Origin of the sequence: Hyphomicrobium denitrificans 1NES1, from assembly GCF_000230975.2 — a bacterium.
Taxonomy (GTDB): Bacteria; Pseudomonadota; Alphaproteobacteria; order Rhizobiales; family Hyphomicrobiaceae; genus Hyphomicrobium_B; species Hyphomicrobium_B denitrificans_A.
Map to the genome: position 1 here is coordinate 2,397,101 of NC_021172.1, position 20,921 is coordinate 2,418,021.

At 56.8% G+C, this 20,921-nt stretch carries 20 protein-coding genes; 15 read left to right on the forward strand and 5 right to left on the reverse strand.

Annotated elements, in window-relative coordinates:
• Positions 1–50 precede the first annotated feature (50 nt).
• The 8 genes from HYPDE_RS11505 to HYPDE_RS19850 all read left to right on the forward strand — a co-directional run bounded on the left by HYPDE_RS11505 (position 51) and on the right by HYPDE_RS19850 (position 5,599).
• Positions 51–365 (forward strand): co-chaperone GroES, encoded by a 315-nt coding sequence (locus HYPDE_RS11505; protein ID WP_015598635.1) that lies wholly within the window; start codon positions 51–53, stop codon positions 363–365.
• A 41-nt stretch (positions 366–406) separates the two neighbouring features.
• Positions 407–2,041 (forward strand): chaperonin GroEL, encoded by a 1,635-nt coding sequence (gene groL / locus HYPDE_RS11510; protein ID WP_015598636.1) that lies wholly within the window; start codon positions 407–409, stop codon positions 2,039–2,041.
• A 151-nt stretch (positions 2,042–2,192) separates the two neighbouring features.
• On the forward strand, positions 2,193–2,465 hold the full coding sequence (locus tag HYPDE_RS11515) for a hypothetical protein (RefSeq protein ID WP_144061255.1): 273 nt from the start codon (positions 2,193–2,195) through the stop codon (positions 2,463–2,465).
• Positions 2,466–2,745: 280 nt separating this feature from the next.
• A complete protein-coding gene (locus HYPDE_RS11520) occupies positions 2,746–2,991 on the forward strand; it encodes a hypothetical protein (RefSeq protein WP_015598639.1) in 246 nt (81 codons plus the stop codon).
• A gap of 574 nt (positions 2,992–3,565) precedes the next feature.
• Entirely contained in the window at positions 3,566–3,805 is a 240-nt protein-coding gene (locus HYPDE_RS11530) for a hypothetical protein (protein ID WP_041320413.1), read from the forward strand.
• Positions 3,806–3,835: 30 nt separating this feature from the next.
• Complete coding sequence (locus HYPDE_RS11535) at positions 3,836–4,135, forward strand: hypothetical protein (protein ID WP_015598642.1); 300 nt, start codon at positions 3,836–3,838, stop codon at positions 4,133–4,135.
• Between the two features lie 609 nt (positions 4,136–4,744).
• Positions 4,745–4,954, forward strand: a complete 210-nt coding sequence (locus tag HYPDE_RS11540) for a cold-shock protein (protein ID WP_015598643.1) — start codon at positions 4,745–4,747, stop codon at positions 4,952–4,954.
• A gap of 249 nt (positions 4,955–5,203) precedes the next feature.
• Complete coding sequence (locus tag HYPDE_RS19850) at positions 5,204–5,599, forward strand: GNAT family N-acetyltransferase (protein ID WP_432263867.1); 396 nt, start codon at positions 5,204–5,206, stop codon at positions 5,597–5,599.
• A 448-nt stretch (positions 5,600–6,047) separates the two neighbouring features.
• Here HYPDE_RS19850 and HYPDE_RS11555 read toward each other — a convergent pair whose 3' ends face one another.
• On the reverse strand, positions 6,048–9,095 hold the full coding sequence (locus HYPDE_RS11555) for a tetratricopeptide repeat protein (protein ID WP_144061256.1): 3,048 nt from the start codon (positions 9,093–9,095) through the stop codon (positions 6,048–6,050).
• Positions 9,096–9,140: 45 nt separating this feature from the next.
• Between HYPDE_RS11555 and HYPDE_RS19135 the strand changes: the two genes are divergently transcribed.
• On the forward strand, positions 9,141–9,506 hold the full coding sequence (locus HYPDE_RS19135; protein WP_144061257.1) for a hypothetical protein: 366 nt from the start codon (positions 9,141–9,143) through the stop codon (positions 9,504–9,506).
• 722 nt (positions 9,507–10,228) lie between these two features.
• Here the strand turns inward: HYPDE_RS19135 and HYPDE_RS19740 are convergent.
• On the reverse strand, positions 10,229–10,429 hold the full coding sequence (locus tag HYPDE_RS19740; protein WP_015598645.1) for a tyrosine-type recombinase/integrase: 201 nt from the start codon (positions 10,427–10,429) through the stop codon (positions 10,229–10,231).
• A gap of 1,471 nt (positions 10,430–11,900) precedes the next feature.
• On the opposite strand from HYPDE_RS19740, the gene HYPDE_RS11565 reads away from it, so the two are divergent.
• The gene (locus HYPDE_RS11565; protein ID WP_041321201.1) at positions 11,901–12,275 is read left to right on the forward strand and encodes a PRC-barrel domain-containing protein; all 375 of its coding nucleotides are present in this window, start codon (positions 11,901–11,903) and stop codon (positions 12,273–12,275) included.
• An 820-nt stretch (positions 12,276–13,095) separates the two neighbouring features.
• Here HYPDE_RS11565 and HYPDE_RS11575 read toward each other — a convergent pair.
• On the reverse strand, positions 13,096–13,554 hold the full coding sequence (locus HYPDE_RS11575; RefSeq protein ID WP_015598650.1) for a YaiI/YqxD family protein: 459 nt from the start codon (positions 13,552–13,554) through the stop codon (positions 13,096–13,098).
• 129 nt (positions 13,555–13,683) lie between these two features.
• Here HYPDE_RS11575 and HYPDE_RS11580 point away from each other — a divergent pair, with 129 nt between their 5' ends.
• From HYPDE_RS11580 to HYPDE_RS11595, 4 genes are all read left to right on the forward strand, one after another.
• Positions 13,684–13,950 (forward strand): hypothetical protein, encoded by a 267-nt coding sequence (locus HYPDE_RS11580; RefSeq protein ID WP_015598651.1) that lies wholly within the window; start codon positions 13,684–13,686, stop codon positions 13,948–13,950.
• Positions 13,951–14,247: 297 nt separating this feature from the next.
• Positions 14,248–14,886 carry a tetratricopeptide repeat protein gene (locus HYPDE_RS11585; RefSeq protein WP_015598652.1) on the forward strand — a complete coding sequence of 213 codons (639 nt, stop codon included), beginning with the start codon at positions 14,248–14,250 and terminating at the stop codon, positions 14,884–14,886.
• A gap of 94 nt (positions 14,887–14,980) precedes the next feature.
• Positions 14,981–15,205, forward strand: a complete 225-nt coding sequence (locus tag HYPDE_RS11590) for a hypothetical protein (protein WP_015598653.1) — start codon at positions 14,981–14,983, stop codon at positions 15,203–15,205.
• A gap of 124 nt (positions 15,206–15,329) precedes the next feature.
• Positions 15,330–15,593, forward strand: a complete 264-nt coding sequence (locus HYPDE_RS11595; RefSeq protein ID WP_041320423.1) for a DUF1488 domain-containing protein — start codon at positions 15,330–15,332, stop codon at positions 15,591–15,593.
• Between the two features lie 62 nt (positions 15,594–15,655).
• On the opposite strand, the gene HYPDE_RS11600 is transcribed toward HYPDE_RS11595, so the two are convergent.
• Both HYPDE_RS11600 and HYPDE_RS19490 read right to left on the reverse strand, forming a co-directional pair.
• Entirely contained in the window at positions 15,656–16,021 is a 366-nt protein-coding gene (locus HYPDE_RS11600) for a response regulator (protein ID WP_015598655.1), read from the reverse strand.
• Positions 16,018–16,209 carry a hypothetical protein gene (locus HYPDE_RS19490; protein ID WP_041320425.1) on the reverse strand — a complete coding sequence of 64 codons (192 nt, stop codon included), beginning with the start codon at positions 16,207–16,209 and terminating at the stop codon, positions 16,018–16,020. The genes HYPDE_RS11600 and HYPDE_RS19490 overlap by 4 nt, the downstream gene beginning before the upstream one ends.
• 272 nt (positions 16,210–16,481) lie before the next feature.
• On the opposite strand from HYPDE_RS19490, the gene HYPDE_RS11610 reads away from it, so the two are divergent.
• Positions 16,482–20,888: a chemotaxis protein CheB gene (locus tag HYPDE_RS11610; protein WP_015598656.1), complete on the forward strand. Its 4,407-nt coding sequence runs from the start codon at positions 16,482–16,484 to the stop codon at positions 20,886–20,888.
• Positions 20,889–20,921: the final 33 nt, after the last annotated feature.

Here is a 20,921-nt window from a genome sequence, read left to right on the forward strand (position 1 = left end):
ACGCTCCAAGGTCGCACACCAGCCAAAAATCAGAAGATTTGAGGATTTCAATGAAATTCCGGCCCTTGCACGACCGCATCGTTGTTAAACGGCTCGAAGAAGACGGCAAGAGCGCAGGCGGCATCATCATCCCAGATACCGCCAAGGAAAAGCCGGCGCGAGGCGAAGTCTTAGCCGTCGGTCCCGGTGCGCGCGATGAGAGCGGCAAGATCAACGTGCCCGACGTCAAGCTCGGCGACATCGTGCTGTTCGGCAAGTGGTCGGGTGCCGAGGTCAAGATCGACGGTGTCGATCTGCTTATAATGAAAGAGAGCGACATCCTCGGCGTGGTCGAGGGCAGCACCAAGGTCAAGGCTGCAGCCTAGACCTATCGACGCCCATCCCCCCAATCCCGGAGTTGCTCACCATGCCCTCTAAAGACATCAAATTCGGTCAAGACGCGCGCGATCGCTTGCTGCGCGGCGTCGACATTCTTGCCAACGCGGTGAAGGTCACGCTCGGACCCAAGGGCCGTAACGTCGTGCTCGACAAGTCCTACGGCGCCCCGCGCATCACCAAGGATGGCGTGACGGTTGCCAAGGAAATCGAGCTCGCGGACAAATTCGAGAATATGGGCGCGCAAATGCTCAAAGCGGTCGCGTCGAAGACGTCCGACATCGCCGGTGACGGAACAACGACAGCAACTGTGCTTGCCCAGGCGATCATCAGAGAAGGTGCCAAGTCGGTTGCGGCGGGTGCCAATCCGATGGACCTACGGCGCGGCATCGATCAGGCGGTTACTGCTGTCGTCGAGGAGCTGAAGTCGAAGGCCAAGAAGGTCACGTCCAACGAAGAGATCGCTCAGGTAGGTACAATTTCCTCGAACGGCGATAAAGAGATCGGCGCCAAAATCGCAGAAGCTATGAAACGCGTCGGCAACGAAGGCGTGATCACGGTCGAAGAGAGCAAGAGCCTCGAAACGGAGCTCGATGTTGTCGAAGGTATGCAGTTCGATCGCGGTTATCTCTCGCCCTACTTTATCACCAACACCGAAAAGATGATCGTGGAGCTCGAGGAACCTTACATCCTCATCCACGAAAAGAAGCTCGGCGGCCTGCAGGCCCTTCTGCCGCTGCTTGAAGCGGTCGTGCAGACAAGCAAGCCGCTTCTCATTATCGCCGAGGACGTCGAAGGCGAGGCGCTCGCCACCCTTGTCGTCAATAAGCTGCGCGGCGGGCTCAAGGTTGCTGCCGTCAAGGCTCCCGGGTTCGGTGACAGGCGCAAAGCCATGCTCGAAGATATCGCCGTGGTCACCGGCGGCAGCGTGGTTTCAGAGGATCTCGGCATTAAGCTCGAGAATGTGACGCTCGATATGCTTGGCCGCGCCAAGAAGGTCACGATCGACAAGGAAGACACCACGATCATCGACGGTGTCGGCAAGAAGCCGGATATTGAGGCCCGCGTAAATCAGATCAAGGCGCAGATCGAAGATACGACATCGGACTACGACAAGGAGAAGCTGCAGGAGCGTCTGGCGAAGCTGGCCGGCGGCGTCGCTGTTATCAAAGTCGGCGGCGGTAGCGAGGTGGAGGTCAAGGAGCGCAAGGACCGCGTCGACGACGCCCTTCACGCGACCCGCGCTGCTGTTGAAGAAGGTATCGTGCCCGGCGGAGGTGTCGCTTTACTCAGAGCTATCCAGTCGCTCGACGCGCTCAAGTCCGGTAACCAGGATCAAAACACAGGCGTATCGATTGTACGAAAAGCGCTGCAGGCTCCGGCACGGCAGATCTTCACCAACGCCGGCGAGGACGGTTCGGTGATTGTCGGTAAGATCTTCGATAACCCATCGTATGCATTCGGCTTCAACGCTCAGTCCGGCGCTTATGGCGATCTCGTCTCGCAGGGCGTAATCGACCCCGCTAAAGTCGTGCGCTGCGCACTGCAGGACGCGGCTTCCGTCGCCGGTCTTCTCATCACGACCGAGGCCATGATCGCTGATTTGCCGGAGAAGGACACCGATCATGCCTCATCGCCGATGGGCGGCGGCGGGATGGGTTTCTAGCGACGGCTCGCGATTCTCAGATGCCGGCCGCGTGAGTTTTGTTACGACCGGCACTCTCTGCCAGAGATCGTCTATTTCAGCTGGAGGATATAGCGATGGCTTCAATATCCGCTGGGCCAAGGCGCGGTGATATCAAGCGCGGATGGCAATCATGACGGAACGAACAACTCGATCATCGGTGAGTTTCGCTTACCCTTTTCACCTCAGCGGAATTGAGGGAATCTATCCGTCGGGCACGTACGCAATTGAAGTGTCCGAAGAGACTATAGAAGGCGTGTCGTTCGTCGCATACCGGCGTATACAGACCACCATCGATTTGCCTTCGAACACCGCGTACATGTCGCGGCAAGTCGTTGAAATTGAACCCGCCGATCTGGAAGAAGCGTTGGCGCGAGATTTGGAGACAGGCAATGGCAAATCCTAGAGTGCCGATTTCAAAATTCAAAGTCGGACAAACGGTCGACTTTTCTCCCTCGTTGCGGGGGCTTCCTGCATCGCCGAGGCTCTACAAGGTCACGCGAGTACTACCCACTGAAGGTCGCGAGCGTCTTTACCGCATAAAGACGATTGCCGAAGCATTCGAGCGCGTGGCACGTGAGAGCGAGTTGCTGGCGGCAGCCGGGACCCCAAGAACTCCGCTGTCTTCTAACTGATAGCGTAGGGCGATGATGAACGGCTGCAACGAGGGAGGCGAAAGATAACGGATGATCCATTGGAAGCCCATCGGAGAGCACGTCGAGCCCAACTGGTTGAAACTCGGGACCGCCTTGGCCCCAGTGCTTTTCTGGCGCCCCAAGAAAGGAGCGACACTTGGCTACATTCGTGACGGCGAGCTTTTTGATGCGAAGTGGGTCTATGTCTGTGACTCAACCAAGGTGTCGGATTTTTCCACGGTAAACGGCCCAGACGACAGCGTCATAGATCTGGACGCCCATCGGGCCGAAGCCTGATGTTGCGCTAGAGACCACAAATATTGAAGCGCCAGCAAATGGAGTGCGCGATCTTTCGCGTCTCAAACGATTTGTGCTTGCCGACTTGATACGCCATTGAGCGTGAATAGACTCACAGAGCATCTTATGCGGTCCGTGCTCTCATCCGGGAAACCCGTGGCCTTGTCGGCTGCTGGCCGTGTCTTTGCAAACCATCGAGAGCACCTTGGAGCATCGAAGCAACACCATTTCTTTCACGCTCCGCTCGGCCGCCTCGATAGCCTCAACTGCATCGTCGGAGAGCACGCTCTGGTGGAACCTGTCATCGGGCTCGAGTGCAGGTTCGTCTCCGAACAAAACTTAAGAAAACTTAGCGGCTCTCGGAAAGCAGTCGAAGCGAACGATCTGGGCAGACGTTATTATTGAATTTGCTGGCTAAAGCCCGTTTGCCGCGAGTTTAGAGAGATGTCTAGGTACCAGGTGTATCTTTGCTAGGTGACTGCGCGTATGGTTCCCACATCACCGGCCTGCATTTCCGGGCGTCGGTGGCTGAGAGTTGCGCTTTGCTCCCGCCTATTTAACCTGTGGGACAGCGATGAAGTTTCCCCCCGATCGCTATGACGACCACCAGACAAGTGTTCTCCAGGCCGCGCATAGCGCTGCCTGCAAAGAGCTATGCATTGGCGAAATGGACAACGAAAGCCGTGAACACGTATCCGCGATGATGATCGCGTTTGCGAGAGACGGACATATTGAAATCGAAAAACTTAAGGCTTTTGCGGTCCAACAATTTAAAAGTTGGCGTTTTCCCGAAGCTCATCGCTTGGATGAATAATAGAAAAATAGTCATTGTAGGAGGCTGATCGTGAACGAACGAACGACGCGCAAGTCGGTTACATTTCTGCATCCGTTCTCGCTCGCAGCCATCGATGAAATACTGGAGCCGGGCACCTACATCGTCGAAACGTTCGAAGAAGTTATCGAAGGACTGTCGTTTGTCGCCTACCGGCGCGTATCGACAACGATAGTCACGGCTGCCGAGGGATACGGCCCGGGTGCTCGACAAGTCATAACTATAGACCCGAACGATCTCGAAGCTGCCCAGGAACATGACGCGCAGATCGAACTTTCCACGGGACCACTGGCCCACTTAGTCGCGCGATAAAGACCGATAAACCGTCAGGCGGCGATGCGATCGCAGGCGATTGAACTACTGTGATGAATGCGCTTGGCGCCGAGGCGCTAAACCTGGTGGATGCTAAAAAGACCCCACGCAACCCACGCTCGATCATCTTTCAGTTTTTCTGCTTATGGCCCGTAGCGCCATGAGGCTGACGGCGGCTTTCAGACCATCGCGACAGAATGCGAACGGCTGAAGGTCGATCGACGGTCGATGCCAAGAGCGGGCTGTGACGAGGTTTCGTCATCGTGCCTAGCCGCTTTCGGCGACGTCCGCTTTCCGAGCAAATCCGGGCGAGTTCCTTATCCAGCTGAAAGTCGATTTTGACCCAAAATCGGAAATCGCGAGAGCGGCGAAGGTATTCGTGATGAGATACTCTGCTTGGTGACATGAACGGCGCTGCGGTTAGAGCTTTTTGAAACGGTCTACCCTTGTAATTGTCGGAACAGGGATTATGTAAGGTACATCGGTTTTGGCGTCTTACGCCGTTTGCCCAGTCATCATGGGCGCTCATAGACAAAATCCAAACATCGACGATCATGATCAACCGCGCGCAAGCGTTGCTGATTTCCATTTCTCAAACGAAAGAAAACTATGCAAGTTGGTACCGTTAAATTCTACAACGATCAAAAAGGCTTCGGCTTTATCGCGCCAGACAACGGTGGTCCGGACGTGTTTGTCCACGCTACCGCTCTTGAACGCGCGGGGCTGCGAAACCTCGCCGAAGGTCAGAAGGTCTCATTCGACACTGAGAAGGACAGTCGTTCGGGGAAGATGGCCGTTGGGACCATCGCCGCGGTCTAAGCGCTGTTTGGTGTTGACCACGGATGTACTGGCAACGCCTTAGGCTTGACGCCCCGCTACTGGATGCCAGTGGCGGGGCTTGCCTTTCGCGGGGGGGGCGCACGCGAAAAGCGGCGTCTTTGATGGAGCTGCATTATCGGAAATCGAGAGGCTCTTGGCGTTATCGGCAGTACTGCCGTCGGCAGCGACAGTGCGCGCATTCGCGTTGCAACTGTCGATGATCTTGCGGCGATTGCTACATGCTTAGATCTGGCGTTCGCGTCGTTTAACGAATTTGAAGACAGCGAAGATGCCCCACTACCCGACGACCTAAAATCGCGAATTATTGAGGGTTCGGTCCGTCTGATCTGCAATGGGACGCAGGTCCTTGGCTACATCTCGTTCTGGCCCGCTGCCCATCAGATGTTCATAGACACACTGGCTGTATTGCCGACGCATCACCGGCAAGGACTTGGCAGCAAATTACTAGCGTTTGCGGATGTGGAAACTTTGCGGCTCGGTTTCAAAGCTGTAACCCTGTTTACCAAAGCCAGAATGACGGGCAACTCGCAGTTCTATCAAAGCCGGGGCTATCGAGAGACCGGGCGTTGTGACGATGACGGGTTTTGCCGGGTATTCTACACAAAGACCTTTCAACCGCGGTAATGGCAGAGGCAGTGCTCTATGCGCCGTCGTTTCCGTACATTGTTTTTCGGACACGTGTATTACGCCCGACCCAACGCTTGAGAAGCGGATAAGACTTGCGTTTTGAATGTCGACCCAGCCGAATTGGGGTTCTGAATCGATGTCTCCTCCTGGCCCTAAGCGCCAACAGGCTGACGGCGGCTTTCAGACCATCGTGATAGAATGCGAACGGCTGATGATCGATCGACGGTCGATCCCAGAAGCGGCCCTAAGCAACTGCAGCATGAGCCGGTGACCGATGGCTGTGCTGCCGAGAAAGCTGCCGAGGACGACCCAGGCTGTAATGCGCCGCACATGGTCGAATTGTCCCAATTGCTGACATTGCACTTTCATTATCGGTGATGCGTGGAATCCTCGCGACGATGTCCGCTAGGTGAGTGATTGCGTAATCACCAGTTCGAACGTCAACCTACAAGCGCGCGAGGAAATCCCGGAACTCCGGCGACAATTCCTGTCTCGTTGCGGCCTCAGCAGCGAGCAGAATTTTTGCGGCAAGGCCGAGGCCACCTTCGGTGCTTTCGCACGCCTGCTCGATGGCGAGGCACGTCCGCATGGGCATGCGGAGCTCGAACCGCCGCGCCGTCGTCATTTCGCGCCAGGTTTCAACCACCCACCGACCGACGGAAGCGGATACCGCCCCTTTCAGTTCGTTCTGTCTCGTCGAATCGACGATGCGACACTGCGCTTCGAGAAGCTGACTAGGCGACAGCTTCTCCCGCCGGGTCGCCAGCAGAGCCAACCTCGAAGTAATCAAGACCTGCGATCCATCGTTGATCATGCTCCGGCCCGACAGCGCGTCAACCAGAGGGCCAAAGGCAGGCACATCCGAAAGCGTGCTCGACAGTTGCTGGCCAAGTTCTGCCAAAAGCTGTCCCTGCTTGTTGCAGACTGCCTGGACTGCAAAGGCAATCACGGCATTCTGAATGCTGGAGACCACTATGGCGTCGGAATAATCCGCGGCCACCAATTCACGCAGTCTTCCGCGCGCAAGCAGTCGATTACCATTGCCCGGTTTGCCTGCAGCGTCCCTCAAGGCCAGCATCGACGCCGCGTAGGGCTTCAGTTCCTGGACGAAGCGCGACAGATCCAGACGACGCACACTCTGCTCGATGCGCTCCTTCGCCATCAAACTTTCGCAATTGAGAATCCGTCGCTCCGACGGCCAGCCGTCGATCTCCTTCGTGATCGAGCCCTTCTCAGTGTGTCTCAGCTCCAGCAGGGCCAGCTTGTACCAGTCGACCTCGATCGGATGCGGCTTGCGCCCTTGCAGAGCTTCGATCGGCTCCAGGCGGCTACAAATACCGAGCGAAACCTCGAACTTCTTCCGGCCGGCCTCATCCACTGCCGATAGCCACTGATCGATATTGCCGACGACCCCGCCGACGAGAAGACGGGCACAGTGCTCCAGATCGCTTCGGTCAAGGTGATAGGGCTCGATCCGCGCGAGTGCCTCTTTCAGCGTCGAGACCGCGTTCTCCACATGGCCATGGTTCGCCTGAGCCCAGGCCAAATCCGCCAACAGTCCGGTCGCCATGATCGTCATTTCGTCGCCGCCTCGCGACGCCGCGTCAATTGCCCGCCGATAGTAGTCGATCGACGAGCTCCAGTTACCCAGCCGCGCTGCGCTGATGGCGGCTTCGCGCATCGCAAACGCCTGCTCCACGAGGTCATCGGGCGGTAATTGCTCGGCGATGGCCGCGTAGAGCTTGCTCGCCTCCTCGTTTCGGCCAGCGCGGTGCAGAACCTTGGCTCTCTGACGGGTCAGCTCGATATGCGGCCCGAAGCACCTCTCGCCTTCATCGAGAACAGTCATGGCGGCCCGCTCGTCGAGTCCGTACTCATCCAGGATGACCGAGTGGGCTACGAGGCAATCGATCGCGAGGGACCGCTTTCCCCACCTCCCGGCGCGAGTCGCCATGTCGGCGTAGAGCAACGCGGCGACCTTCGGGTCGAACCCCTCGCGCTTCTGGTCGGCAAACCAGGCATTGCCGGTGAACAGCCGGAAATTCGCGAGCTTGCCCTCAAATCCAGCCAGCAGGTCATTGCGTTCGGCGGCCGGCAGGTCGTCCAGTTCCTTGAACACCGAATGCAACGACGCCACTGTCGGATTCTTGATCGCGTTCATCACGAAGAGGGCCTGATGCATCGCCAGACCCTCCGCGTCGTCCAATTGTTCGGCTCGTGCCTGCGCCTCTGCCAGTACCCGGCCCTTACCGCTTCTCAGCAATTCTTTCACGCGCAGAGTCAGCTGTAGCCAGTTTGGAACCCGTTCCGGCAGGCGTTGCTCGCTCAAGCCCGCCCACAGTGCGATCATTTCGAATCCAGACCCGAGTTCTGAAATCTCGAGTGCGGCGGCTTCCTTGATCCCTTGGGCAAAGCATTCATTGACTTGCTTCCACTCTTCGAACTCGACGAGAACGTGGAACTGTGCGAACCGCAACAGCACGCTCAGGTACGGATTAGTGTCGAAGAGGGGCCGATCAATCCGCAGGTACTTGAGGGCCATCAATTCATGTGCGACGTAGCGCTTTTTCGATTCCTCGACCGTTATCGGAAGGGCCGCCAGCATCATCAGCCCCGGCTCGTGAGCGCTGGCGAAGGCATGCAGAAATGCCGTCGAGAGCAGATTGCCCGTCATCGGCCGCCGTGAAATCAGGTTGTTGACAATCGCGTGCTGTACCGATCTGAACTCCAACGCCGGGACGACATCCCTTGCCGCTCCCGACAGCAACGGTGACAGTCGATAGTAGCCCCGGCCCAGGTCCTCGATCCACGGGCCGATCAGCCAGTCGAGTGCCTCTCCGGGCTGTGTGAGGCTCGGAGCCAGCTTGCCAAGCTCGAGTGCCAGCGGCCGATCGAAATACCCGCCGATCACGCTCAGCCGATACAGCAGACCGCGCGACCGCTCGTCGACCTCGTTCTGGAGCCGCCGCCGTGCAGCTGTACGCTCGTCCTCAGCGCCCCTAGCCGGCAGTCTTGGATCGATTCCCGCCAAACGATCGGTCGTCGGCCAACCTTGTCGCGCGAGGCGTTTCAGTCGTGCGTGCACGAGCTGGGGGTTTCCACTGCCGCAGACAGTGTGAGTGACCGGTCCCCAGATTTCCGCGTCGCCGCCGAGTGCGGCAACCAGTTGACCCACGTCCGCCTCGTTGAGGTTGGAGGCCCGCACCACCGCATCGCCGCTGGCAAAAGACAAGAGTCGGTCCGACGGCAAGCGGCTGCAGGTCACCACGACAAGGCAATCACTCACTCGCGCGGCGTCAAACACCAGGCTCAGCGCATCCTCGATTTCCGCGTCCAGCTGGACCGGCAGGTCGTCAAGAATCACGCCCGCCGTCCCGCTTCGGATCTGGCCCAGGCACTGCCCCATCCTGAGCCGCGCTTCGTCCGCTTCAGCGCCGCGTAGATCGATCAGCGGCCACTTCCCGCCAAGCCGACGCGCCAGAAGACGGGCCAAGGTGGATTTGCCGAGCCCGGTTCCGCTTTGCAGGACCAGCCAGCCATGCTCTGTCAGCTTTGCTCTAAGATCATCGACGAGCGCTGTTCGCTCAGCGACAGGCAAGGGCAACGGTCGATCGCCAGCGTCGAATATGCGGTCTGGCGATTGCACCCTTGCGTCACCGACTTGGCCGGCCAGCAGTTGCCGCAGAACCGGGTTGGGCACGGGCGTACACGTCCCGGATTCGATGATCCCATCGAGCTCGACGGAATCCAGGACGCGATCGGCGCCTTTCGATGCGATCTCAAGTATCCGCGCCAGCAGCGGATCGAGAATGGCGGTCAATTCGGCAACGTTCGTCCCCGCGACAAGCGATCGACCGCGTTGGACCAGTTTGGCCTCCACCTGCCGCCGCAAATCATGGAGTGATGGCTGATCCACATCCCAGTGTATCCGCCGGAGCAGATGCTCTCGCACGTCGGCGTCGCTCGCCCCTTCCAGGAATTGCCTGAGTTCGGTCGATAACGGGAGGGTCAGCAAGAGTGCCCTGAGCGGGCCAACATTGCCACCTTGTCGGGCGGCAGTGCGCCAGTAGGCCAGGCCCGGCACATTGCCCGGCAACTCAGACTGCTGCTCGCGTCCGATAATCGACGTGGTCAGGTAGCGAAGCGACACATGGCGATTGGGGTTCTTCTGCTTGAGAGCCCAGAAATTTCTTAGAGCCTCAACGACTGGCCTCGAGCGTAGTGTAATGCTATCGGCAGTCCTCCGAACCTGAACCGCTTCAAGGCATTCCCTTACCGCGGTTGCGTAATCCTCGGCTACTTCCACATGCAGGCTCGCACCCGGCTCCAGATCAATCCAGGCGAGTGCCGTGCACATCAGCTGATAGGCATACCCGCCGATAGCATGAATGGCTGCTCGCGCCTCGTTGTCCGAGACGGGCGCGCCCATTTTCGGTAGCGGCGACCTAGATTCGTTCATGGGAGATCATACCAGCTTCGCCGGGTGTCCGCTGTTGGGGGTGAGCGACCGGGTCACAACGATGATCTTGTTGCGGATGAGAACCGCAGAGCGACGGCAGCTTTCTCGGCTTCTCGAAGTTGCCGCAAGGTCCCAATAGCTGCCGTCGCACGTACTGAGGTATCGCGTTATATGTCGATCTTTTCCGCAATCTCGATCGCATCATCAACCTCGATGCCGAGATAGCGAACCGTGCTTTCGATCTTTGAGTGCCCGAGCAGGAGTTGGACTGCCCGCAGATTGCCAGTTCTTCGGTAAATCAGCACGGCCTCGGTTCGCCGCAGTGAATGCGTGCCGAACTTAGCCGGATCGAGGCCAATGCTGGCCACCCATTCCTGCACGAGCCGGGCGTACTGGCGAGTAGTCAGCCCCTTCTGTCGCCACGACCAGCGGAGAGGAACTGGCCCGGTTTGCGTCCAGTCAGGCGCAGGTACTCGTTGATCGCCTGACGCGTCTGGTCGGTCAGCTCGAACCGAACCAGCCTTCCGGTCTTCTTCTGCAGCAGATGAAGGACGCGACCATGATCAAGTTTGTTCTCGCGAGTTCGGCGGCATTAGCACTCGCGACTGCCGCGCCTGCTTTGGCTCAGGTTTTGGCGGATCAGTATCGGCACAATCAAAACGGTAGCAGCACTTTCGACAGCATCGACCCGACACGGACGGATCCCGGAAGTGCGCGCGATCGCTATGAGCCCGCTCCACACAGAAGGCATTCGGCCTCGAATGGGGCGAGTACTGGAGAAAGCGGCCACTTTGACTCCGGCCCCAATGATCCACCTCCGCCTTACACGCCGCAAAGAGAAGGTGGTCGATAGTCTGACGCTGCAACGCGGTTGGAGATCAACACTGCTTGACGTCAGCCGAACAGGTATTGCGGTGACGTGTCAGCGGTAGGCCCAAAGTTCCGGGCATGCGGCGGCCGCGGCCTTTCTCGGCAACAAGGTGCCGCAAAGCGAGATCTAGGCGGGCATCCTTCCGCGGCGTGGGTCGTTCTTCGGGAACGAACCTGGATCGGCTGCCGTTAGAAATAGGAGCGCTATGCTGTTGATGTGTGGCGTTTGCGAAGGGCCCGCTATGCACGTGGAATTGTGCGGCGGGTCTTTGCCGCCTACCAATCTCCACATCCCTCTGCCGCGCAGCCGAGGCTAGATACACGCCGAGTTTGTGCGACCAATTCGACAAGCCGCGGGGCCGTTGACACCGGCGTCCAGTACGTTTGAGGAAAGCCGAAAGAAATGCTGCAAAATGGATTAGAAAAAATGGATAAGCGGGCTGGTGCCGTGAGTTTGTCTTGGCGTGTTTTTGCATTGGTTACGTCCGGCGCCATCACCGCAAAATTGCTTATGAGTAGGATTGGGGGATTGTTCGGAAAGGGCTCCCATCCCGAAGATGCAGCGAAGTGATCCTGTTTCCGGCGCTTGGTGCCGCCGCGCTGCATGGGGTAGGTAGTTTCCGACCCTCGTTCCGCACCACACATTCTGAAATGTTCGCAATACCCAGAAAGCGAGCGCGACGTCGAACCGGGCTATCAGATGAATTTGATGAGTCAAAACCAGCGTCCGCGTCCGTAGAGCTGCCCTCCAAAGGACGCCGAGAACCGTTGCCGGCCTCTGGCAGAGCAGCCGAGTAAAAGCTCATACGGACATGTCCGTATTGATCAGATAACCGCTCGCGCAGACGAAATGTCCACCGCCGTCCTGCTGTGACGGTCGCTGGGAGCTGGACTTTGCAGTCGTCTGCGCGCGGAACTAATCCATTTCGCGAAATCGTTATGATCCACCAATCTCAAATGGAGAATAAAATGACACGACTAGCCATAAACGTCCTAACTGCCGGAGTTCTCGCTGCCGCGAGCATCGCGACAATCCCAGCCTTCGCAGCAGACAATATGCAGACGGCGGAAGAATTGCGTACGAGTAAGCTCGTCGGCTCGAAGGTCTACAATAACGCCAACCAGAACATCGGCAGCATCGACGACATTATTCTGAAACCAGATGGTTCAATGGATGAGGTTGTCTTAAGTGTAGGCGGCTTCTTGGGAATGGGCGATAAATACGTAGCCGTGCCGTTCAGCAATCTGAAGATCACCCGTGATGGCAGCAGCTTTAAGATCGTCACCGACGGGACCAAGGACTCGCTGAAGGCTTTGCCAGCTTATCAATTCTTCAAGTCGTAGGTTATTGTGGTTCGCTATCGATCTCGGAATAGGATGCCGATGCGTCGGCGACAAATTCCAGATCAGAAGCGTCATTTTTCTCGTTTGCTCTGGTCTTTTTTTGCTGGATGCCCGAAGGCAACGCGGATAATTCCCTGCAATGTCCCCGCTGCGGCGCGAGGACCGACATGCGCACCGACATAGCATGCGAGCGAGGTACCGCACCGACTTTTCCTTTGCACGGCGAGTTGAACCCATGCAGTTCGCGGGTAGGCAATTGTCCTTATGCGGAACGAACGCACATCGAGAGTGGTTGAAACACGGGAGGCCCGATTTCCCGGTCTCTGATTCGAGGACATCATGCACAAGTTTTACAAAGCCCTAACGGTAAGCGCTGCGACATTGGCTCTGATCACAGGCGGGGTGACGTTGGCATTCGCCGCGCCGTCAACTTCAGCTACGGCCGGTCCAACTGCTGGGACAAGTACAGGATCAAGTACGGGTGACAGCGGTGCTAGCAGCCAAGGAGCAAAAACTTCCGATCGTACTCCGGGGGATGCGACGCCGCAGCGTACGCCAAACGCAACTGCCACCGGAGCGGTTGGCACGGATGTCGGCAATACTTCGGGCGGCACGTCTGATCGGACTCCGGCCAATCATTATATCCCTCCGAGCAACTGAACTAGCGACGTTGAATCCACGCCAGATCTATTTGGTCTGGCGTTCGACCCGCGCTTTGACTGCGCTCTCTCTTAGAGTCTTATTTCGGTGCCCTATATTGGATCTCAATGCAAATGAACCCGACGTCCAGTTACCCGAGGCCCTATCTCGAAACCCTTTCCTACCGTCCCCGTTTACCAGCCTGAATTGCGTGTTCCAGGGCTTGAAGAAACTGAGATCTGTCGCATGGTGTGAATGCCGGATTGAATCCTCGGCTCCCACCAGTTTCACGCAAGTGCTTTTGCATTTCCCGCATCGCAAGCGCCATGCCGATGTTCGCCTCGCTGAAAGGCTTGCCCGTCGGCCCTATGCACTGAGCTCCAACCCTCAGACACCGTGCGGCAAGTAAAATATCTGCCGTTATCGCGATATCGGACGCAGTAACACGCTCCGCGATCCAATCATCGGCGGCATCAGGCTTGTCATTGACCACAATGCGTTTGATCAGCGGACTTTCGTCAAGCCGCATCCAGCTGTTCGAGACCATATGGATGGTAAGGCCATGACGCTCCGCTACTCGGACGATCTCAGCCTTCACGGGACACGCGTCAGCATCGACGTAAATTTGCATGCCTTGCATCTTTCTATGGCCGCACAGCCTGTTGTCTCGTGCAGAAGCGCAGTAATCGAAGTTATTCCGTGCGGATTTGCAACGATTCTCGCTGTTTGCTCATTATAACTTTATGGCGCAGGCGTGGAGAGTTTGCTTATGGACTTCGAAGATGGCGGCAAATTAGGCATCGATTTGGCCGCGCTTTACATGCGACTCCGAGACGAACTCGGCCACGACCATAGTGGCATGGACCCCAACGACAGAACGCGCGCGCCCATAGCAATGGCGATTTTGGCCTATGCCGATACGGGTATCGCCAACGTTCATGACATCGAAGTTTCTGTAAGAAGAGTATTCAGGCTCCCCGGCCAAACGATCAATCGACCCCCTTTTAGGAGTTTCATATCGGGCAACCGTGCTTAACACGCCGTGGGCATGAGGATTTGTAATGACTGTTCCCTTGTGTGAGTACGCAACACGGAAAGACCAGACAGCTTTGCATTTTAGGTATTTTCCGAGTCTCGCTTGTGAGCCGCGTCTTCGCTTCAATCACCTTGATCCCCGGTTCAATCCCTCGCCGGTCGGTCACTATGGATGATGCTAGCTCTTCCCGGGAGCAGGCGTCGGCGCTCTCTTGGCACCCCCAAACAGCGCTTCCATATGCGGCGGCACCAGGTCTCCCTGGCTTGGTGCTGCTTTCGAACGAGTGGTGCTTTTGTCATGAGTGTCTACGTTAAAAAAATCATCGAAAGGCGTCGGCTATTTGCCGGAGACGACGCTTTGTTTGGAGTTAACCCTGTCGGGCGGAAGCTCGCGCATGCTGTCACGCGTGCCTTTCTTTTGGTCGCTCTCGTGTTGATCGCAAACTCGACGAATGCTCATGCTGACGCTTCAGCAGATTGCAACAATGGGACCAATGCGGCGCGGCGGATCCGCGCGTGCACTCAAGTCATTGAGAGCACGATGATTAGCGACTCCATATCCATGGCCTATATGAACCGAGGCATCGCCAGGGCGGAACGGCATGAGCCTTCGAAAGCGCTGGCAGACTTCAGCTCTTCTATAGCTGCTAATTCCAGCAATGGTGTTGCATATTATAATCGAGGCAACGTGTACTTTGACTTGCAAAAGCTTCGGCAAGCGCGTGCGGACTATTCCAAAGCCATCGAATTCGAACCGGACATGGTGTTTGCATTTCTGAACCGTGGACTGGTCAACGAAAAGCTTGGCGATCACGCCTCCAGCTTCTCAGATTACCAGGCGGCTTTGGGTCTCGATCCAACGCTGGCCGCAGCATCGGCTGGTTTAAAGAGGCTCGAAGCGTTGCCGGTTAGCGTAAGCAGTCCAAAGCCGCAGTGAACGCTTCTTGAGCCGGCATTTTCTCAAATCAAGGGATGTTAAACCAGTGTGGGAATATCATAAGAGCGCCCGACATCAGGCGGTAATAGATGAAATGAAGGTGGCTGCTGATCGTTCAGCCGCGCAAGCTAAGGCTGCGGCAATAAAGCTGGGGCGCGAGCGCGATGCCAAGCTGGCTCTCACCGAACACGAAATGAAGAGGGTCGCCACTCTCGCCAAAACCAAACGTCTGCGCGCCGAACGATTGGCATTGGCTGCCGAGGTTCAGTCCAAGACTTTACCCTCAAAAACAACTTCCTCCCGGCGCCGATCAAAATAATCAGATATTCGAATGGCTTTGGTTCGCCGCTGCTAAGGCGCGTACCCGGTTCGCGTGGCTTTCGATTCAGATATTGTAAGGAGATCTACAATCCAAGTTCATTTTCAAACGAAGGATTTATTCCATGGCACTCAACTTTCCAAATCCGACCCGAAGCTATGACACCAAGCATCACTGCGTGCGTTTTTGGGGTTACGATGGAGCTTTCGAAGTCAGCTTCACGGTGGAACAGGGCGTGTTCGATAGAATCAGCTCGTCCCCAACGGGAGACGAATCCGGAACTCTGAAGGTTTTTGACAAGTATCGCGACAAGATTCTTACAGCTGCCCGCCGCGTTTATCGCGGTCGCCAAGTGGGAGCTTACACCTTGATCTCGGCTGACTTCTGAAGCGGGCTGCAACGCGGCCCCTTTCAGCTTCATGTGCATGTTCCGAAGCCATGAGCAAACGATCAGGCTGTTGCTTCGACGCCCGAAGCAAGTTGCATCGCTCGAGCGAGGTCTGAAGCAAAGAAAGGCTTCTGAATCACCACGGCATCGGGCCTTAGCGCTTTAACGCCGGAAACATCGCCGCTGACAAACACGTGTGGCACCTGCCGTGTGAGCAAGATTTTTGTCATGGCTGAGATTCCGCTGCCGTCTCGCAATCTTGCGTCAACGATCATCATGTCCGGCTCGTATCGGGCGGCGGCCGCGACTGCGCCGGCTTCTGTGCTCTCGGTTGCACAGATCGTGTGACCCATGTCCTCGAGAACCTGTGTGTACAGCATTGCGATCAGCACCTCGTCTTCCACTAGGAGGACACTTAGCGGTTTCATCTCGCATCATCTCCCGCGCCGCCTTCGTTCATCCAGATCTGAATGCGATCGAGCAGATCCCAATTCCCGGGCCGCACGCTTGCTGTTGAGGTGCGCTGACTGAGGCAGCGCTTTTCATGTTGAACTGGCTCGGCCGGCGCCACACTGTCTTCGTCAGATGGCGCCTGAGCCCAAAGAAATTTGTTCATGTTTTCCTGCAGACGACCAGGACCAATGGCCTCGGTAGTCGGACTCGATTGACGAGCCGAACATCATCGTTCGACCTAACGCCTCGGCTCTTGGGCTGGAAGGTTCGGAAACTACTCAAATGCCAGGCTAAAGCGGGGCACGGTCCAGAACGGGTGGCCCTGGTGTGCGGATTCCGCACGGACAATTAAAAGCTTCGGTGCGTAGAGCGTGATATACCAAATCTCGGCGTCTGTCGGGGGGCAAGCCTCTCAAGGATATTTACCCCATGCCCATGGATCGCCCCAAGAAACCTGATGCGACGCGATCGCCAATAGGTTCGAAACCGCCAGCAGCACGCGGTCCACCCCTAGAGCCGCATGTTTTTCCTGTCGTTGGCATAGGTGCGTCTGCCGGCGGTCTGGATGCCTGCCGAAAACTTGTGGATGCGATTGCGTCAGACAGCGGTATGGCATTCATTCTTGTCCAGCATCTCGATCCCACTCATGAGAGCATGATGGTGGATCTGTTGGCCGATCATACCGCGATGCCGGTACGACAAGCGACCGACGGTATGCCGATCGAGCGCAACCACCTCTACATCATTCCTCCGGGAAGCTATCTGACCGTCGGCGGCGGCGCACTTCACCTCTCGCGGCCCAATGTACGCCATGGCGCTCGTTTGCCATTCGACTTCTTGCTTCACTCGATGGCCGCTGAATTCGGAACGCGGGCCATCGGCGTCGTTCTTTCTGGAACGGGGGCCGACGGTAGCCTCGGGCTCAAAGCCATCAAAGAACAAGGCGGTTTCGTAATAGCGCAGGATCCGGATGAGGCGAGCTATGACGGCATGCCTCGTAGCGCCATCCAGACCGGCTCGGTCGACGCGGTTTTAACGATAGTGGAGATTGCCAACGCTCTTGCAGATCGCGGACGACGAATTTCCAACGGGCCGACGACGCCGCTTGCGAAGGATTCCACCCCGGATTGCCTATCGGAGATTATCGATCTCTTACGCGCCAAGACTGTCCATGATTTTACGCTCTATAAGAAGGGAACGCTGCAGCGCAGGATCGATCGACGCATGGCCATGTCTGCGATCGACGCGAACAACACGAGTAAGTATCTTGAGATTTTGCGTAGCGATGCAAACGAGATTGATCTTCTCGCTAAAGATCTCCTGATCAATGTAACGAGTTTTTTCCGCGATCCGGAGGTATTCGATTTTCTCGCGCAAGATACCATCCCCGAACTGATCCGTGATCACCATGAGGAACAGCCCCTGCGCATCTGGATTACCGGTTGCAGTACGGGTGAAGAGACCTACTCGCTAGCCATGCTGTTCCGCGAGGCAATCGCCGTCGCAGATAGAAATATCAAACTTCAGGTCTTCGCGTCCGATGTCGATCGGGATGCGGTCGCCGTGGCGCGGGAGGGTCTTTATCCTGAGACCATAGCGACCGACGTATCTCCGAAGCGGCTTGCCCGTTTTTTCTCGAAGGAAGATCATAACTACCGGGTGCAGCCGACATTGCGCGGCTCGGTGGTCTTCACCGTGCAGGATGTATTGGCCGATCCGCCATTCTCGCGTCTCGATTTGGTATCGTGCCGAAATCTTCTGATCTATTTGCGGCCAGAAGCGCAAGCGAAGGTCATTTCGGCTTTTCATTTCGCCTTGCGCGAAGGCGGCCTCCTGCTTCTCGGGAGTTCTGAAACAGTGGGCAATGCCGCAGACCGTTTCGCTACCGTATCGAAGGCGGCACGACTTTATCGGCATATCGGGCGCAGCCGGAGGGGAGACTTCGGATTTTCACGAAGCGCCAGTAACGTACAGCTTCCATTGCGGTTGACGGAAGTTCCACCTCCGTCGCGCCAAGCGGCATTAGCCGAACTGTGTCGGCAGATGGTGATGGAGGCTTATGCCCCGGCCGCGGTGTTGATCAATCGCAAGTATGAATGCCTCTATTATCTTGGCCCGACGGATCGCTATCTAAAGGTGGCGACGGGACGCCCGATACACGATCTGCTGGCTATGGCACGCGACGGCTTGCGAACAAAACTTCGCTCCGTCATTCAACGTGCGATTCAACAAAATACACGCGTCACCGTGTCTGGCGGCCAAGTCGGCATCAACGCGGACTCGCAGCCCTTCAGCATTGCCGTGCAACCAATACAGAGCGAAGGCGAGGACTTACTGCTCGTCTGCTTCATAGACGAGCCGAAGCAGAAAGGCAGGCTCGATGCACAGCATGTCTCTGAGAAACCGGCTCGGGTCAGTGAGCTGGAGCTGGAACTCGAAGCCACCCGGACGGAGCTTGAGGGCGCCATCCACAATCTCGAGATTTCTTCCGAAGAGCAGAAGGCCGTCAATGAAGAGGCCTTGTCCGCCAATGAAGAATTTCAATCGACCAACGAAGAGCTTTTGACCTCGAAAGAGGAATTGCAGTCCTTGAACGAGGAGTTGACCGCTCTCAATACTCAACTGCAGGAGACTTTGGAGCGGCAACGCACGACATCAAACGATTTGCAGAATATCCTCTACAGTACGGATGTCGCGACGCTCTTTCTCGATACTCATCTCAACATCCGCTTTTTTACGCCGGCGACCAAATCTTTGTTCAATGTCATTCCGGGAGATATCGGCAGGCCACTCGCCGACCTCAGTTCGCTTGCCTCCGACAACTTGCTTCTCGCTGACGCGCGAACCGTGCTTGATACTCTCGAACCGCTGGAAGGGGAAATCAAAGCGCACAACGGCGCTTGGTATAGCCGACGCATCCTGCCCTACCGCACCCAGGACAATGGCATCGAAGGGGTCGTCATTACGTTCGTCGACATTTCCGAGCGCAAGCAGGCATCGGCAGCGCTAGAGGCGGCAAAGCATCAGGCTGAACTTGCCAATATCGCGAAGTCGCGATTTCTTGCTGTGGCGAGCCACGATCTCCGCCAGCCGCTTCAATCGCTCGCTTTGATCCAGGGATTGTTGAGCAAAATTGTAGAGGGAGAAAAGGCGCAGAAACTTGTTGGTCGAATCGAAGAAACACTTTCTGCAATGTCAGGCATGCTGAACTCTCTACTCGATATCAATCAGATCGAGGCCGGCATTGTCCGCCCACAAATTGTGAGGTTTCCGATCAACGATCTTCTCCGCCGTTTGAATGATGAGTTTACCTACCACGCGCAATCTCAAAACATAGAGCTTCGCATCGTTTCGTCGGGCGCATCGATCGATAGCGATCCCCGCCTTCTCGAACAAATGATACGAAATTTAATTGGAAACGCGCTGAAATACACGCACCAGGGCAAAGTTTTGCTGGGGTGCCGCCGGCAGAAGGACGTGCTGTGGATCGAGGTCTGGGATACCGGTATCGGCATTCCGGAAAAGGATTACAAAGCGATCTTCGGTGAATTTCAGCAACTCGACAACGCTGCGCGCGAACGGAGCCGCGGGCTCGGTCTTGGCCTGTCGATCGTTCAGCGTCTCGGAGATCTCCTTGGCCATAAGATCAGCGTTCGCTCCAAGCCGGGCAGGGGGTCTGTCTTCCGCATCGAGGTTGCCGGCCGTCTCGGCAAGACGGCATCCGAGCCAAATCTCACCCAATCGCCGGATAACGTTCCGACAGCGCAACAGCCACATCGTCTGGGTGGGATCCTGGTGGTGGAAGACGATCCTGAACTCCGTGAGCTCCTGGAAGTTCTTCTTGAGAACGAACACCATCATCTAGCAACCGCGCCGGACGGCGTTGCGGCGCTGGCGCTATTGGAGCGCGGCGCGATCCGGCCGGATATCATTCTAACCGACTTCAACCTTCCAGCCGGGTTGAACGGACTCCAGTTTGCGGAAAAGGTACGCGAGAGATTTCAGCTCGAGATTCCTGTGATTATTTTAACCGGCGATATCTCGACAGAGACTCTCCGCGATATCGCGCTTCAGAACTGTATTCAGCTTAGCAAGCCCGTGAACGTAAATGAGCTGACGACGCTCATACAAGGGTTGCTGCCGGTTGCGAGTTCGCCGGCGCGTCCGCCCCCGGCCGATCGTTCTGATGCAGCCGTCACCGCAGAGGCACCCGTCATCTTCGTTGTCGATGATGATGACGACGTCCGACACGCCATTCGAGCTGTGCTTGAGGATGATGGCAAGGTCGTGGAAGACTATGCGTCTTGTAATGCGTTTCTTGAAGCCTATCGCGCGGGCCGAGAAGCGTGCCTCTTGGTGGATGCCTATCTTCCTGGGATGAGCGGATTGGAATTGCTCGGACAGCTCCGTAACGCTGGTCATCGATTGCCTGCGATCATGATGACCGGCGATAGCGATGTCCAGATCGCGGTACAAGCCATGAGGGCGGGAGCTTCAGATTTCATTGAGAAGCCGGTCGGGCGCACCGAGCTGCTCGATAGTGTTGCGCGTGCGCTCGAACAATCGCGAGATACAAACAAGCTGACCGCGTGGCAGGAAGCAGCAGCGCACAACATTGCGGGTCTCACGCAACGACAGCGCCAAATCATGGATCTCGTGCTCGCGGGTCATCCGAGCAAGAACATTGCAGCCGATCTCGGCATCAGCCAGCGCACCGTGGAAAACCATCGGGCATCGATTATGGCTCGAACAGGCGCGAAATCGTTGCCCGCACTGGCGCGCTTGGCAGTCGCTGCTGCCAAGACAAGTCCGGACTTGGGCAAGACCACATTTGATTCCTGACAACCAGAGCGTCGTGCCAATAGCAGCACAATT

Bases quoted from the DNA above. Each gene is read 5' to 3' on its own strand.
- HYPDE_RS11505 (WP_015598635.1), top strand. From the start codon at position 51: ATGAAATTCCGGCCCTTGCACGACCGCATCGTTGTTAAACGGCTCGAA.
- groL (WP_015598636.1), top strand. From the start codon at position 407: ATGCCCTCTAAAGACATCAAATTCGGTCAAGACGCGCGCGATCGCTTG.
- HYPDE_RS11515 (WP_144061255.1), top strand. From the start codon at position 2,193: ATGACGGAACGAACAACTCGATCATCGGTGAGTTTCGCTTACCCTTTT.
- HYPDE_RS11520 (WP_015598639.1), top strand. From the start codon at position 2,746: ATGATCCATTGGAAGCCCATCGGAGAGCACGTCGAGCCCAACTGGTTG.
- HYPDE_RS11530 (WP_041320413.1), top strand. From the start codon at position 3,566: ATGAAGTTTCCCCCCGATCGCTATGACGACCACCAGACAAGTGTTCTC.
- HYPDE_RS11540 (WP_015598643.1), top strand. From the start codon at position 4,745: ATGCAAGTTGGTACCGTTAAATTCTACAACGATCAAAAAGGCTTCGGC.
- HYPDE_RS19135 (WP_144061257.1), top strand. From the start codon at position 9,141: ATGCTCTGTCAGCTTTGCTCTAAGATCATCGACGAGCGCTGTTCGCTC.
- HYPDE_RS11565 (WP_041321201.1), top strand. From the start codon at position 11,901: ATGACACGACTAGCCATAAACGTCCTAACTGCCGGAGTTCTCGCTGCC.
- HYPDE_RS11575 (WP_015598650.1), bottom strand. From the start codon at position 13,554: ATGCAAGGCATGCAAATTTACGTCGATGCTGACGCGTGTCCCGTGAAG.
- HYPDE_RS11580 (WP_015598651.1), top strand. From the start codon at position 13,684: ATGGACTTCGAAGATGGCGGCAAATTAGGCATCGATTTGGCCGCGCTT.
- HYPDE_RS11585 (WP_015598652.1), top strand. From the start codon at position 14,248: ATGAGTGTCTACGTTAAAAAAATCATCGAAAGGCGTCGGCTATTTGCC.
- HYPDE_RS11590 (WP_015598653.1), top strand. From the start codon at position 14,981: ATGAAGGTGGCTGCTGATCGTTCAGCCGCGCAAGCTAAGGCTGCGGCA.
- HYPDE_RS11595 (WP_041320423.1), top strand. From the start codon at position 15,330: ATGGCACTCAACTTTCCAAATCCGACCCGAAGCTATGACACCAAGCAT.
- HYPDE_RS11600 (WP_015598655.1), bottom strand. From the start codon at position 16,021: ATGAAACCGCTAAGTGTCCTCCTAGTGGAAGACGAGGTGCTGATCGCA.
- HYPDE_RS19490 (WP_041320425.1), bottom strand. From the start codon at position 16,209: ATGAACAAATTTCTTTGGGCTCAGGCGCCATCTGACGAAGACAGTGTG.
- HYPDE_RS11610 (WP_015598656.1), top strand. From the start codon at position 16,482: ATGGATCGCCCCAAGAAACCTGATGCGACGCGATCGCCAATAGGTTCG.